Annotated in this window: 12 protein-coding genes; 7 read left to right on the top strand and 5 right to left on the bottom strand. The window is 41.3% G+C overall.

Going from position 1 to position 15,264, the window contains the following annotated elements:
* Window positions 1-16: 16 nt before the first annotated feature.
* Together K1M91_RS09075 and K1M91_RS09070 are read right to left on the bottom strand one after the other, a co-directional pair.
* Window positions 17-577, bottom strand: coding sequence for a GNAT family N-acetyltransferase (locus K1M91_RS09075; RefSeq protein ID WP_232801432.1), 561 nt, complete (start codon window positions 575-577; stop codon window positions 17-19).
* A gap of 71 nt (window positions 578-648) precedes the next feature.
* Window positions 649-1,542, bottom strand: a complete 894-nt coding sequence (locus tag K1M91_RS09070; RefSeq protein ID WP_232801431.1) for a LysR substrate-binding domain-containing protein — start codon at window positions 1,540-1,542, stop codon at window positions 649-651.
* Window positions 1,543-1,819: 277 nt separating this feature from the next.
* On the opposite strand from K1M91_RS09070, the gene dnaB reads away from it, so the two are divergent.
* From dnaB to K1M91_RS09055, 3 genes are all read left to right on the top strand, one after another.
* Window positions 1,820-3,244 carry a replicative DNA helicase gene (dnaB, locus tag K1M91_RS09065; protein ID WP_232801430.1) on the top strand — a complete coding sequence of 475 codons (1,425 nt, stop codon included), beginning with the start codon at window positions 1,820-1,822 and terminating at the stop codon, window positions 3,242-3,244.
* 58 nt (window positions 3,245-3,302) lie between these two features.
* Window positions 3,303-4,379, top strand: coding sequence for an alanine racemase (alr, locus tag K1M91_RS09060; protein WP_232801429.1), 1,077 nt, complete (start codon window positions 3,303-3,305; stop codon window positions 4,377-4,379).
* Between the two features lie 221 nt (window positions 4,380-4,600).
* Window positions 4,601-5,203, top strand: coding sequence for a peroxiredoxin C (locus K1M91_RS09055; protein ID WP_232801428.1), 603 nt, complete (start codon window positions 4,601-4,603; stop codon window positions 5,201-5,203).
* A 105-nt stretch (window positions 5,204-5,308) separates the two neighbouring features.
* Here the strand turns inward: K1M91_RS09055 and K1M91_RS09050 are convergent, their stop codons facing one another.
* From K1M91_RS09050 to K1M91_RS09040, 3 genes are all read right to left on the bottom strand, one after another.
* Window positions 5,309-5,773: a chemotaxis protein CheX gene (locus K1M91_RS09050; RefSeq protein WP_232801427.1), complete on the bottom strand. Its 465-nt coding sequence runs from the start codon at window positions 5,771-5,773 to the stop codon at window positions 5,309-5,311.
* Window positions 5,774-5,803: 30 nt separating this feature from the next.
* Entirely contained in the window at window positions 5,804-6,256 is a 453-nt protein-coding gene (gene zur, locus K1M91_RS09045) for a zinc uptake transcriptional repressor Zur (RefSeq protein ID WP_232801426.1), read from the bottom strand.
* Between the two features lie 629 nt (window positions 6,257-6,885).
* A complete protein-coding gene (locus K1M91_RS09040; protein WP_232801425.1) occupies window positions 6,886-8,796 on the bottom strand; it encodes an EAL domain-containing protein in 1,911 nt (636 codons plus the stop codon).
* 982 nt (window positions 8,797-9,778) lie between these two features.
* On the opposite strand from K1M91_RS09040, the gene K1M91_RS09035 reads away from it, so the two are divergent.
* The 4 genes from K1M91_RS09035 to K1M91_RS09020 all read left to right on the top strand — a co-directional run bounded on the left by K1M91_RS09035 (window position 9,779) and on the right by K1M91_RS09020 (window position 15,205).
* Window positions 9,779-11,179, top strand: a complete 1,401-nt coding sequence (locus K1M91_RS09035; protein WP_232801424.1) for an undecaprenyl-phosphate glucose phosphotransferase — start codon at window positions 9,779-9,781, stop codon at window positions 11,177-11,179.
* Window positions 11,180-11,259: 80 nt separating this feature from the next.
* Window positions 11,260-12,393 (top strand): outer membrane beta-barrel protein, encoded by a 1,134-nt coding sequence (locus tag K1M91_RS09030; protein WP_232801423.1) that lies wholly within the window; start codon window positions 11,260-11,262, stop codon window positions 12,391-12,393.
* Window positions 12,394-12,398: 5 nt separating this feature from the next.
* Window positions 12,399-12,935 carry a polysaccharide biosynthesis/export family protein gene (locus tag K1M91_RS09025; protein WP_232801422.1) on the top strand — a complete coding sequence of 179 codons (537 nt, stop codon included), beginning with the start codon at window positions 12,399-12,401 and terminating at the stop codon, window positions 12,933-12,935.
* A gap of 20 nt (window positions 12,936-12,955) precedes the next feature.
* Window positions 12,956-15,205, top strand: a complete 2,250-nt coding sequence (locus tag K1M91_RS09020; protein ID WP_232801421.1) for a polysaccharide biosynthesis tyrosine autokinase — start codon at window positions 12,956-12,958, stop codon at window positions 15,203-15,205.
* Window positions 15,206-15,264 lie beyond the last annotated feature (59 nt).

Below are 15,264 nucleotides of genomic sequence, written 5' to 3'. Positions count from 1 at the left end.
GTTAGGGTCGCAATACTCAGTGATGCTGTGGGTTGATCAAGGCATACAATTTATGATCTTGCCATTGCCCAGCAATTTTTAAGTATTTTTTTGCTAACCCTTCATACTCGAAGCCTAATTTTAGCAGTAAGCGTTCACTTCGATGGTTGTCTAGTATATGTGCTGCCATGATTCGGTGTAGGTTTTGTTGGTCGAACATGTAGTTAATACAAACTTGGCAAATAGCTTGCATTTTTCCTTGCCCTTGATGGGCTTGATCGATGGAATAGCCTAAGTAACAAGCTTGAAATACACCACGCATGACGGCAGAAAAGTTAATACTTGCTATCATTTCACCACTTTTTTCATCTATTGCAGCAAAATGAAAAGCGCTTCCCCGTTGCCAATTTTCTTGATTAGCTGTTAGTACTTTCTGCCATGTTGCTAGTTCAAAAAAGCTTTGACTACGGCTCGGATCCCAAGGGGCAAGGTGGCGTCGATTTCGCACCTGATAGGCGTGAATTAAGTGTGCATCTTCACACGTTAAAGGGGTGATTAAGCAATTAGCCGCGCTTAAAATAACTCGGTTGTTGTCCATGAAAATTAACTTTAGTAACGGTAACCGCGGCTATATTACCAGTTTATTTCAGGTAACGCAGTTCCTGCCTGTTATGCTGAAACGGCACTTAGCTTATTTGATCTCGAGTAATTTACTAGTACTTCTCGTAACCATTGATGGCTGTTGTCGTGTTTACGTAAGGCTAGCCAAGTGAGATAAATATCAATATTTTTCTTACTAAAAGGGGTATATTGCCAGTTAATTAAACGCTTGGTTTCGCTGTTGTCGAGACAAGATTTAGGCACTAAAGTAAGTAGATTAGTTTGCGCAACCAAAGATAGCGCCGCTTGATATGAGTTTATTTGATATTTGACTTTCATCTGATCGTTATTACTCAGCCCTAGTTCAGGATCGACGATGGCAAAGTCTTCCTCTAATATGGCCGCTAAGCTCATCCCTTTTTGCATTCTCGGGTGAGCGTTGCTGTGAGCTAATACGAGAGGCTCAGTGGCTAACAGTTCGCTGTACAGGTCATCGCCTTGGTATTGCTGAGTCGCAACGATGAAGTCTAAGCGGTTATATTTAAGGGCTTCTAAGTCAATGTTATATTGATTTTTAAGTCGAACATTGGGGGATTCATGCTGCAGCTGTACCAATACTTTGGTCAACAGTAACGACTCCAAAGCGGGTTGCATGGCTAAGTTGAACTCAAGTGCGGCTTGGTTATCGCTGAGATTATCTTGCGGTAGAGCATGGCCGATGGTTTTTAATGCGTCATTAATCGGTTGGTACAAGCTTTTTGCCAATGTAGTTGGCTGCATCACACCTCCGCTACGATAGAATAAGTCGTCGTTAAATTTTTTGCGCAGGCGGTTTAAGCCTAGGCTCATGGCTGGCTGTGACATATTCAATTTTTTGGCTGCTTTTGAAACGTTTTGCTGCTCCATCACCGTGACAAATAACGTTAATAAGTTCAAATCTAAATTACGAAGTTGTAGCTGCATAGTTAAGCCTTATCACAATAAGTGAGAGTTTGAATATTCCTTTACACGAAAGATAGCGGGCATTCCTTGTCGTTATGCTGTTAGCCTAACCTTGCACAGCTGAACCTAAGCTGAATAGCTATACTGCAAATAAATTAACAACAGTAAGATAATTAGTACGATTTACTTTTTCTCGTTACTGCATGGTGGATAAATATGAAGAAGATGGCAGCTATGCTTTCATCCTTAATGCTTTTTTTAGATAATGCAGTTCCTCAATAATGGCCTTGATCGACTTATGACAAAATCACGCACTCCTTTTGAAAAAAATAAATTTGACAGAAAATCCAGTGGCCAAGCTCAGGTTGACTCTCTAAAGGTACCGCCCCATTCATTTGAGGCTGAGCAGTCAGTACTTGGTGGCGTTATGCTCGATAACCAAGCTTGGGACCGAGTGGCCGAGGCGGTGGTGGACAAAGACTTCTATTCGAGGCCCCATCGACTTATTTTTCAAGCAATGGAAAAGTTAACTAATGCCAGTATGCCGATTGATTTGATCACGGTTTCTGAGTTATTGGAGCGTGATCAACAGCTAGACAACGTGGGTGGATTTGCTTATTTAGCTGAGATTGCAAAGAACACGCCTAGCGCTGCGAATATTTCCGCTTACGCTCACATTGTGCGCGAGCGTGCGGTGGTTCGTGAATTAATTGGTGTGGCCAATGAAATTGCGGAAGCGGGTTACGATCCTGAAGGCCGTGGTAGTGATGAGTTACTCGATTTTGCCGAAAGTAAGGTATTTAAAATTGCCGAATCAAGGGCCAACGAAAGTGAGGGTCCGCAAGGCATAAACAGTATTCTAGAAAAAACGGTCGATAAAATAGAAGAGTTATTTAAAAACCCGCAAGATGGGGTGACAGGGGTTTCAAGCGGTTATGCTGATTTAGATAAAATGACCGCTGGTTTTCAATCCTCTGATTTGATTATTGTCGCGGCGCGTCCGTCGATGGGTAAAACTACCTTTGCCATGAACTTGGCAGAGCATGCTGCGATGACGCAAGACAAACCAGCAATAATTTTTTCGTTAGAGATGCCTTCAGAACAAATTATGATGCGTATGTTGGCCTCTCTAGGGCGTATTAATCAAGGTAGCATACGTACTGGTCAGCTTAATGATGATGATTGGGCGCGCTTATCTGGCACCATGGGCTTATTACTCGAAAAATGTAATATGTTTGTTGATGATAGCTCAGGATTGACGCCGACAGAATTACGCTCACGGGCGCGGCGAATTGCTAAAGATCATGGCGGCGTTTCAATGATCATGGTGGATTACTTGCAATTAATGCGGGTACCTTCATTAAGCGATAACCGTACTTTGGAAATTGCTGAAATATCAAAATCGTTAAAAGCCTTAGCGAAAGAATTAAAATGTCCCGTTATTGCTCTTTCTCAGCTCAACCGTAGTTTGGAACAACGTGCGGATAAACGCCCAATCAACTCAGATTTACGTGAATCAGGCTCTATCGAGCAGGATGCCGACTTAATTATGTTCATCTATCGTGATGAGGTTTATAACGAAGACAGCTCCGAAAAAGGGGTGGCGGAAATAATTATTGGTAAGCAGCGTAATGGCCCCATTGGTAAAGTACGATTAACGTTCCAGGGGCAATTTTCTCGTTTTGATAATTATGCTGGACCAGCCTTTGATGATGACTATTAAGCGAAACAGGTTACCCCTCTCGATGAAATGGCTGGTAATGGTAACAGGATATTAAAGAATGAAAGCGGCGACAGCAGTAATTGATCTTTGTGCCTTACGTAACAATTTGGTACAGCTAAAGAAAATGGCTCCCCATGCTAAGGTGTTGGCGGTGGTTAAGGCAAATGCATATGGCCATGGCTTAGTGCAAATTGCCCATGCCGTTGCTAATGCGGATGCATTTGGTGTGGCGCGTATTGAAGAAGCGTTAGCGCTGCGCTCGGGCGGGATTGTTAAGCCTATTGTATTGTTAGAAGGCTTTTTCAATGCCAGTGACTTACCTGTGTTGGTGGCGAATAATATTCAAACCGCGGTGCATAATGACGAGCAGTTAGCTGCGTTGGAGCAAGCTGAATTAGAATCACCAGTGAAGGTTTGGTTGAAAATTGATACTGGGATGCACCGTCTGGGCGTACATCCGGAAGAGTTCGAAGCCAGCTTATTACGTTTAAGTCACTGTGAGCAAGTATCACAACCGGTCAATGTGATGACACATTTTAGCTGTGCTGATGAGCTTGAAAGACCTGAAACCAAACAACAAATCGCTCTGTTTAATGAATTAACTAAAGACGTTGTTGGTTACAAATCGATGGCAAATTCTGCCGGGGTGATGGCTTGGCCAAAAGCCCATAGTGATTTGATCCGACCCGGCATTGCTTTGTATGGCGTATCACCATTTGATCAAGGCGATGCTAGTGCCTATGGCTTACGTCCAGTGATGACATTAACGTCTAGCTTGATTGCTGTGCGTAACCATCAAGCCGGCGAGCCCGTTGGCTACGGTGGAATATGGCGAGCTAAGCAAGATACTAAACTTGGCGTTGTGGCAATTGGTTATGGTGATGGTTACCCAAGAAATGCCCCCGCAGGCACGCCAGTTTGGGTTAATGGTCGCATCGCACCGGTGGTTGGACGGGTTTCAATGGATATGCTGACTGTAGACTTAGGGCCAGACGCAACAGACAAGATGGGTGATGAAGTGATCCTATGGGGAGATGAGCTCCCTGTTGAAAGAGTCGCTCGTGCGATAGGCACTATTGCTTATGAGTTGGTCACTAAGCTTACTCCGCGTGTATCACTCAGCTTTAAAGGATAATTTCAGCACAAACTGTAAAGCTGGTCTAAATTTGATGAGACTATTGACAGCTCGGTCAAATTTATTGATTATCAATAGTGTTGATGACAGTTTAAAGTGGTTTTTGATAGTTTTTAGCTATTAATCTAATTGCTTTAAACGATTCGCAAAATCCCGCGGTGTGAGTCATCATTTGCGGTGTATTTCATTGATAATCCAAACTTTTAAAAGAGGAAATAAAAATGGTATTAGTAGGAAGAGAAGCACCTGATTTTACAGCTGCAGCAGTACTAGGTAATGGCGAAATCGTAGATAGCTTTAACCTAAAAGAATTCACTAAAGGCAAAGCTGCCGTTATCTTCTTTTACCCATTGGATTTCACGTTTGTTTGTCCTTCTGAGCTAATCGCTTTCGACAAACGTTTCCAAGATTTCCAAGACAAAGGCGTAGAAGTAATTGGTGTTTCAATTGACTCACAGTTCTCTCACAACGCATGGCGTAATACTGCTATTGCAGATGGCGGCATCGGTGCAGTTAAATATCCACTAGTAGCTGACGTTAAACACGAAATCTGTAAGGCGTACGATGTTGAGCATCCTGAAGCTGGTGTTGCATTCCGTGGTTCTTTCTTAATCGATACTAACGGTGTTGTTCGTCACCAAGTAGTGAACGACCTTCCACTAGGTCGTAACATTGACGAAATGCTACGTATGGTTGATGCACTAAACTTCCACGAAAAACACGGTGAAGTTTGTCCTGCACAGTGGGAAGAAGGCAAAGAAGGTATGCAGGCGTCTCCAGAAGGCGTAGCTAAGTACCTATCTGCACACTCTGACGATCTATAAGCTAAACGGGCCAAGTTTATTGGCTGTTAGTTAACAAAAAAGCCGCTATTTTTTAGCGGCTTTTTTATTGCTTACATTTTTGTTTAAGGCTAATCAATGGAGCCGTTATTTATCAAAACAAATTTCTAAGGTGGCGTTACCGTATTCGGTAGTAAACGGCATCAGTACTTTTTTACCATCGGTTTTGTGAGAAATAGTATGAGCTTTACCAGATACAACGATTGGTGTTGCCATGTTGAAATCATAGCCTTTTTCCGCGAGTAAGCGTTTTGCCCCTCCAGTTACCATATTGGTTATTTCGCCAACCATGTCCGAAACTTCACTGTCGATTGCAGCAGGCGCTTCGCCGAGCATACGCTTCATTATTTCAAGAGCTAAAGGCTCATCAAAGCTAATCGAAAATGAACCCGTAGTTTCGGGACTGACCATACCAATTAGTCCAGACACATCACCGCGAGCGATATTGTCTTGCTTTAGTTTTGGCTTACCTGGCTTTAACTCAAGCTGAGCCATCGTTTGTAATACGTTCATCAAAGAGCTAAGAAAAGGGTTTACAAAATCTACATTCATAATTGCGTTCTTATTAATTGGTGTTAATCGTTAAGCTATCTCGTTACTTTGGCAGTCACTGCAGTTGCCATGCGCTTCTAAAGTTGTATTAGTAATACTAAACCCGTGAGACGTCGCTTGCTCAGAGAAAGCATCATCAATCTTCTCGTCATGTAATTCGATGACCACACCACATTGATCGCAGATTAATAGCTGCATCGGATGATGAGTGCCAAAGTGTGGACATAAAATATAAGCATTAATAGATTCAATTTTATGAATAAAACCATGCTCAAGCAGAAAGTCTAGCGCACGATAGATAGTCGGTGGCTTGGCACTTTTCTCTGTCTCGCGTAATTTGTCTAATAAATCATAGGCACTAATTGAGCCGGGCTGCTCGGCCATAATGCTAAACACTTTCTGACGGATCGGAGTAAACCTTACACTGCGTTTTTGGCAGATAAGCTCAGCGCGCTTTAGTAAATCTATGGGGTTATTATGCATATGCTTATTAAGTTGAGTAGCTAGATTGAGATACTAACATTATTTTATTCCTTATGAAGCTCCCGCTTGTGTAGACGTTAACCGAGTAACATCGATTAGTGCTTATTCTTGTCCATTTCGTTGCCCTTTAAGCCCACATTTCACTCACTGCTTATGGGTACAGCTTAGCTTAAAGTTGTGAAACAGCCTGCTATTCGCCAAGGTTGTCATCATATTCTAGTAAATCCTTCAGTTTATACTAGTTTAAATTGATGAATTCATAGTGCTTTTCTTATGTTTTTCAGCTCTATATTTGTGACAAACTAGGCTGCGATATTGCTATAGTTAAGTAAAGGGAGGGCCGTAAGTAGTCGTTGGGCTTGCAGAGGGGGCCAGCTAATATCACTATTATTGCCAGCTTTAAGAGCAATTGTCGCTGTGCTGCTGTTGCGATAATACGCGAGCTAAATATTATGGCAGACACATAACATCCAAGCCCAGATATTGCGTGTGCGTGCCCAAGGTTTAACTGATACTTGTATTGCTGAGGCAAGAGAATGCACAGCCTTGTTGCAACTGTCCTTAAGTAACAAATTTAGCAATATGGTTTTAGAGACTGGCCAATAGGAGCCCAAGGCTTTTAGCTATCATTAATTCGTCAATGCTCCCGGTTTAGCTACTAGGTAGCCCTGGAAGCCATCAACTAACAGCTCTTGCGCTGTATCCAATTCTGCTTGAGTTTCAATGTGTTCCGCAACTACCTTAGTGTCAATACCGTGGGCTATTTGAACTAAGGTTTTCAAAAAGAACTGATTATCTTTATGTTGCTCTAATTGGCGAATATAGCTGCCGTCAATTTTGAGATAGTCAGGCTTGAGGGACTGAATATAACTAAACGAGGTGAAGCTAGTACCAAACCGATCAATTGAGAGCGCCGCTCCTGACTGCTTCAGGCCGACAACTAATGCTTTTAGGGCAACAAGAAAGTGATTGGCACTGGTTTCGCTGACTTCCATTATTAGCCTGCTTGCCAACTTAGCTTCTTGTTTTAGTTCATTAAAAATAAACTCTTGAAAGCCTTCATCGGCTAGTGAACTACCAGCTAGATTAATAGAAAGACTGACTTGGCTAGATTGCTTTAATGTGTTTAGTACTTGAAGAAAAATGGCTTTATCTAGCGCCATGGTTTTATTAATGCGATTAGCCGCTGAGAAAACATCACCGGTATTGAGTGGTTTGCCTTGCTCATCAACAAAACGCGTCAAAGTTTCGTAATAAAGTACTTGTTTGTTTTTATCAATAATGGGCTGGAAAACGAGATGAATACGTTGATGAGCTAAGATGTTTTCAATAACACCTCGCCAATCTGTTCGTTGGGTTGCTTGACGTTCGTCACTGGCTACGCTGATCTGGCAGCCATTTTGTAGTGAGTGACTGATTTGATTGTCTAGCTGAGCCAATACTTCACCGCATTGTTGACCTTCTTGATAGCGCACAAAAGCGCCTGCCACTTTGGTATTGGCTTGTTTTAAAGCCTGGTTGAGTAGCGGTTGAATTTGCTCCAAAATGCCAATATCAGTGTTGGGCATAATCACTGCAAATTCCGCCCCTTGCAAACGGAAAAAAGATGAGTGTGGATACTCACTGAAGCTCTGCTTTAATTTCATTGATAGGGCTTTTAGGTGGCGATCGGCTTCTTGGTAACCGTGTTGTTCATTTAGTGCTTGCAAACCCTGTAGCTGAAAGAGTCCTACTAGGCCGCTGTTGCCGCTCTTTTTTGATTCTAACTCCAGTGCCAGCTTTGACATAAAGCTACGTTTGTTACCAAATCCAGTCAAAATGTCCATAAATGCTTGTTGGCGCATTTTTTCTGCGTAGGTCGAAACTTCATCAAAGTTACGTTTCAATGCTGCAGCCATGCGATTAAATGCATCTACCACTACGCGCAATTCTCGCGCTTTGGGTAGCATCGAGATAGGGCTAAAGTCTTTGTCGGCAATTGCATTGGCTTTTGCTTCCATGGCGTTTAAAGGACGTAAAATGATACGCAGTAAAAACCAGCCCGTAATGAGCGCCAAAACAAAGATGATACCGGATGAAATAAAAGTATTACTGGCCATTTGCCATAACTGATAGTAAGCCAAACCTGGGTTACTTTGAATTTTCATGGTGGCGACAATACGCCAACCATCATTGATTTCAGTTTGATTGGTTGGTGGGTTTAATGGAAAGAGTGAAATAAACCAGTTTGGGATGCCTTCCACTTGAGTCGGATACTCTCTGATCACCAGTGGTGTGCCATCAATTTTGTACAGCTTAATGGAATGATAGTAACCAGAATCAAAGATACTATTAACAGTGGTCTCTAGCATGGCAATATCTTCAAGCCCAATGATATTGCTTAAAGACAGCCCCAGTGACGTTGCTGCATCTTGGCTGTGTGAGTCTAATTGCTCTTCAAGGTAATTTTGGCTTTCTTGAATGTTAGTAATTAAATTGCTCAAAAAGCACATTAATATAACACCAAATAGCATGCCGTTAAGGCGGGCAAATAAGCTCATATTTATTCTCTATTGACCTTGTTCAATCCGTTTAATAAGTTTCACCCAAGGGGCTAATCCTCTACTTTTTTTGACCTAGTTCCCGAAACCTTGTGCTTTGTCATTCATCAACCTTGGCCATTAAAAGTTAGGGATTGGTTTTAGGTGCAGACGTTGCTTTGCACCTACGATATCACGATTTATATTATCTAGCATCAAAGGGGGGGTACCTAGGCTTGGAATGTAAGTGACCACCATATTAGCTTGATTATATTCGAGAGCTTTGGCGTACATCATAGGTCTGTTATTTTGAGTGATGCTCAGCCTGTTGAGCGGGGGATATTTCGCAATAGAGACATTCTCACCATCAACACACTCTAGGGATACGTGGCTAATTGCCATCTTTTTCTAATGCTTAATATCGTCAGCAAGTTTTATATGCTTGTAAAAAATATGTAACAATCTGGCTTGCCCTATCTTATCTTATTGTTATTTTTGACTTTATTTGGTCTTTTTTTCGATTTTTGACACATAGTTCAGCTTCGTTATCATGATGGCTATTAATTTCTTGAAGCAGAATCGGTGTAAATAAGCTGGTTGATATCTATGGCAGGTCATGCCACTTCAGTAAATATGGTGATGCTCAGCATTGGCAAAATGTGTGGGATAGCATGAATCGATTAACGTTAATAACATCTAATTGGCAAGCGAATTTATCATAATTGACTGATTGTGTTACTAGAGGTTTAAAGTGTGTCATGCATAAGTATAAAATTTGTGAATTTATAACAAAAACGCCTTGAGCAATGCTGTCAAGTTGATTAGTATAGCGGTTTCAAAAAATGCTAACAAAACCATATTTTGATTGGAAAGTTAGAACGAAAAATAAATGCACCTCACAAAGCACTGCAACAAAAAAGACAACTTATTGCTGTACGCTCTCTCAAGAATATGAATTTTTTTCACGTGTTGTGAAGGTATCTTGTTATAAAGGATTATAAAAATGGGCGCACAAGGCCATATACGAACACTTGGTAAATCATCTAGTTTTTTTTATCGTCTGGTTGATATCGTGGTGATTTCCCTCGCCTTGATTATTTCTTTATCTCTACATGAACAGGGGTTTAATGTTCATTATGTTGCGGTGGCGCTTTTAGCAACAGTTGGATTTACAATCACGTCTGAAAGCGTTGATTTATATCGTTCATGGCGAGGCAGTAACTTTAGCTACCTAGCGATGCTCACTACACTCAGTTGGGCGATTGTTTGCTCCTTACTTATGTTGCTGGCTTACTTCTCTAAGTTAGGCATCGACTACTCACGCTTAGTTATTGGCTGGTGGTTTTTAATTACGTGGAGTGGTTTGCTTACATGGCGAGTGGTGTTGCGTTTCTATCGCGCGCAAATTCGCCGTAAAGGTTTAAACGTTCGTAATGCTGTGGTGATAGGCGTTACCCCTCAAGCTATTTCTTTGGTTCATAATCTGCAACGCCATCCTGAAATAGGCGTTAAAGTGTTGGGCTTCTATGACGATAGGGATACCAGTAGGTTAGATAAAGAGCTACCTGCTCGTCTACGCGGCAATGCCGAAAGAGCTTTAAAGCTGGCGAAAAAAGGTACCATTGAGCGAGTGTATATTGCATTACCTATGCACGCTAAAGACCGAATTGCGCATCTCTTATCAGAATTTGCCGATACCACTGCTTGTACATATTTAGTGCCTGACTTCTTTACCTATAACCTGTTGCACTCGCGTTGGGATTCTGTTGGTGATATTCACACTCTCAGTGTATTTGATACTCCGTTTAACGGTTTAACTAGTTGGATAAAACGTCTTGAAGACATTGTTCTCTCAAGTATGATTTTAGCCTTAATTTCACCTTTATTGGTTGCTATTGCTGCTGCAGTAAAGATAACGTCACCCGGCCCAATCATCTTCAAGCAATATCGCTATGGTTTAGATGGCCGGAAAATTAAAGTTTGGAAGTTTCGTTCTATGTCAACTATGGACAATGGCGAAAAAGTTGTACAAGCAACTAAAAATGACCCTCGCGTAACACCTCTGGGAAGCTTTCTTCGCCGTACTTCTTTGGACGAACTGCCACAGTTTATTAATGTATTACAGGGCTCTATGTCAATTGTTGGGCCAAGGCCGCATGCCGTTGCCCATAATGAAGAATATCGTGTTTTGGTTGAGCGCTATATGCTGCGTCATAAGGTGAAGCCGGGTATCACTGGTTGGGCGCAAATTAATGGTTGGCGTGGTGAGACGGATACGTTAGATAAAATGGAGAAACGAGTTCAATTTGACCTTGACTATATCCATCGTTGGTCACTGTGGTTGGATATTAAAATTGTGTTTTTAACTATTTTTAAAGGATTTGTAAGCAAAACAGCTTACTAAAAATATAGATGAAATTACATCCGATAGTAAAAATGTCATCGGTTTGCTTTAGCTTAGCAGCCTTGACTTCAGCATCTGTCATGGCAGAGGTAACTCCAAATCCTTATGTAACGGAAAGCGGGATTGAGGTGTTGCCTTTTGTTAATGTTGAGTTAAAGCATGATGATAACGTAGCTAATGTGGGGCGTAATGAAAAAAGCTCCTGGGCTAACGTGATTGATCCTGGTGTAATGGTTAAAATGAACCCTGGCAATAATGAATATATTTTGCTTTATCGCTTAAGCCAAGGTAACTATTTCAGTTCGCATAATGATGATTACACCGACCACTTATTACGTTTAAGTGGTAATTGGGAGTTTAACGAGCGAAACCGTGCTGGCTTGCTTTACAACTTTAACGCTACGCATGAAGAGCGTGGTACGGGTATCTCAGATGGTGCTGGTAACGCACTTGATGAGGTTATTCGTTACAAGACTAATTATGCCAATGCCCATTATGGTTTTGGCGGCATGGATGCGACCGGGCGTTTGCAGTTTAACTTAGGCTATTTTGACAAAAGCTACAGCAACTTCCGCGGTATCACACAGTTCCGTGATTTTGATGAGATGCGCTATGGCGGTGCTTTTTATTACCGCGTAGCCCCTAAAACTAGTTTGATATTTGAGTTGTTGAAAAATGATAAACGTTATGATGCTGTTGATACTACAGGCATCTCTCGGGACTCTGACGACCATTTCGCGTATATTGGAACGACTTGGGATACGACAGCAACGATAACGGGTGTAGCTAAAGTTGGTTACCAAAACAAAGATTTTAAAACGTCGAACCGTGAGTCTTTTGATGGTTTTAGTTGGGATGTTGGCCTAACTTGGCAAGCCAAAGAATATTCTAAGTTTGATTTTGCTACACGTTATAAAGCGAAAGATCCCGATCAATTTGGTGATTACATTGAAGAGCTATATTATCTAGCCGCTTGGCAACATTACTGGTTAGAGCGTCTATCGAGTAACGTGAGCTGGTCATACATTCAGGATGATTATAGTGGTTCAGCTCGCAAAGATGATACTGATGAATATCAAATTTCGCTTAACTACGACCTTCGCCGTTGGCTACAGATCGGCTTAGGCTATCGAGTTACCCAGAAAGATTCAACCGCAGCTAATATCGGTTATGACAAGAACGTGTTCTCTATTTCTGTAAATATGGTGATGTAACAATAATGAAAGTATTCTTTTCGTTTTTTCTATCGGGGCTGGTAATGCTTTTTGCTTTACAGGCGCAAGCAAACAACTTTGATGCAACATACAAGCTGGGGGCGGGAGATACTATTTCTATTCTCGTTTACGGTGAAGAAGAGCTTACTATGGAAACCTTGTTAAGTGATAGTGGCCGGATTAACTACCCTTTCTTAGGGCAAATTACGGTTAAAGGTTTAACGATAGAAAAGCTAAAAGATATTATTCAAAAGGGATTAGAAGGGGATTACCTCATTAATCCTAGTGTACATGTCAGTATTGTTGAATATCGCCCATTTTTTATCAATGGTGAAGTAAAACAACCGGGAGGCTATGCTTTTCAGCCGGGATTAACGGTCAATAAAGCTGTTGCTTTGGCTGGTGGTTTTACTCCGCGAGCATCGAAAAGTAATATTTATGTTTCTAGCAGTGACTTACCTGATCAAAAGCCTAAACCCGTCGAGTTAGATACCAACATCATGCCTGGTGACATTGTTACCATAGAACAAAGCTTCTTTTAAATTTAAGCAGGTCAAATCAAATGGAACAGAAAGTATCTGCTGCGGCAGACAAGCCTCAAATGGAACAGTTGATCGATATTAAACAAATTTGGTTAACGTTGTTAAAGTATAAATGGAGTATTTTGTTTTTTTCACTCATTGTGACGGTTGCTGCTAGTTTTGTTGCGAAGTCTAAACCTTCGATTTATACCGCAACGGCAACGTTATTAATTGAATCGAAACAAGCAAAAGCTGTGTCCGTTGAAGAAGTATATGGCTTAGATACGCGGATTAATGAATACTTTTATACTCAGTTTGAAATTTTAAAATCAGACAGTATTGCTTTAGCTGTGATTAGAAAGATGGATCTTATTAATCATCCTGAGTTTAACCCCGAGTTGGCGGAAAAAGAAAAGCAATTCGATTTTTCGGCAGCAATATCTAATTTGCTGCCATTCTTAAATAAAGCGCCAAACACAGTGAATGAGTTATCCACTGAAGAAAATATATATCGTTTAGAGCAACGAGTATTGGGGCAATTTAAGCAAAATCTCTCTATTGCGCCAGTACGTAAAACGCAGTTAGTGGATATCACCTTTAATAGTTTTAGCCCTGAATTGGCAGCTCAGATTGCTAATGAAGTAGGTAATGTTTATATAGAAAGTAATTTAGATGCAACGTTGCAAGTTGCCAATAAAGCTTCTGGTTGGCTGAATGACCGTCTTGCTACGTTAAAAGCTGAATTACAGGCGTCAGAATCTAAATTACAAAACTTCTTAAAACAGGAGGGGTTAGTTGATATTGCTGGTGTTGGCGGGCTTGCATCTCAAGAATTGAATGAGCTCACTTCACAGTTAAATATTGCGAGAGATCGCCGTGTTGCCGCTGAATCTTTATATAATTTAGCGCAAAGCAGCACACGAAATGTTACGCAAGTATCAGCAATTCCTGAAATTAGCAATCATCCTGTCATTCGTGATGTCAAATTGGCGGTTTCAGAGGCTGAGCGTAAAATTTCAGACTTGACGAAGCGTTATGGTCCGAAGCATCCGAAAATGAAAGCAGCAGAGGCTGAATTGGCAAGTGCTAAAGTCAACTTGGATCGTGAATTACGCCAGTTGGTTAAAGGGATCGGTTCGGAAGTGACCGCGGCTAGACAGGCTGAAAATAGCATTCGCAGTGAAATTGAAAGCCGTAAAGCAGAGTTTCAAGACCTGACGGTTAAAACTGCCAAATACTCAGAGTTTCAGCGCGAAGTTGACTCAAATAAACAGCTGTATGATCTATTTCTAAATCGCTATAAAGAGACATCGGCTTCTAGTGATTTTGGCTCAACCATTGCGCGATTTACTGATGAGGCTCACCCTCCTTTATTACCAAGTGCTCCAAATCGAAAGTTAATTATTGTTATGGCTTTTGTCGTGTCTTTTGGTTTTGCTTGTGTCGTGGCTTTTGTCTTAGAAGCGTTAAATGATACGTTTGTTAGTGCTAAGCAAGTTGAAAGCACTTTAGGGGTCAGCCTACTGGGCGTATTACCGTTGGTGAAAGCGAAGAAAAACAAGGTTTCTACCTACCTGTATTATGATGAAAAGCAACGTGCGTTTTCTGAAGGGGTGCGTACCATTCGAACCAGTTATATGTTGTCGAATATGAATAATGATAATCAGTCTGTGATTGTGACCTCGTCGGAGCCAAATGAAGGTAAAACGACTTCGGCCATTAACTTAGCTTTTGGTTTAGCGCAACTGGAAAAAACCATTCTTATTGATTGTGATTTACGTAGACCTACGATTGGTCGCCGTTTTGAGCTATCGGCTGCGCAGCCAGGGTTGGCTAACTTGATAGCTGGAACTCATACATTTGAAGAGTGTTTGGTTAAAGATGAGGTTTCTGGGTTGGATATATTGTCCGCTGGTTTAGTGCCATCAAACCCACAAGAACTACTCGCATCTGAGCGTTTTACTATGCTACTCGATAAGCTCAAGCAACGTTATTCAAAAATAGTGTTAGACACCCCTCCTTGTTTGGCGGTAAGTGATGCTTATTTGCTGTCACAAAAGGTGGATTCTTGTATTTTAGTAACACGTGCAGAGCACACTCGTACTGGTGTGGTTAAGCAAACTTTGGCTAAGCTTGTGCAGCAAGGAATCAAAATTGATGGTGTTATTCTTAATCGCCTAAATCTTAAAAAAGCAGCTAAGTACGGCGGTCATGGTAATTATCATGAATATTACGGTTATGCCGAAAAGACCAAGTTAAGTCCAGTTAAGCAAAAGCCGCAAACTGTTTAATAAATTTATGCCCTTAGCAATGATTAAGGGCCAGCTTTTTAATTCTGAATTGTAATATT

It is taken from the genome of Motilimonas sp. E26 (assembly GCF_021278025.1).
Taxonomy (GTDB): Bacteria; Pseudomonadota; Gammaproteobacteria; order Enterobacterales; family CBDFNC01; genus Motilimonas.
This window is presented reverse-complemented; position numbering and strand designations above follow the sequence as displayed.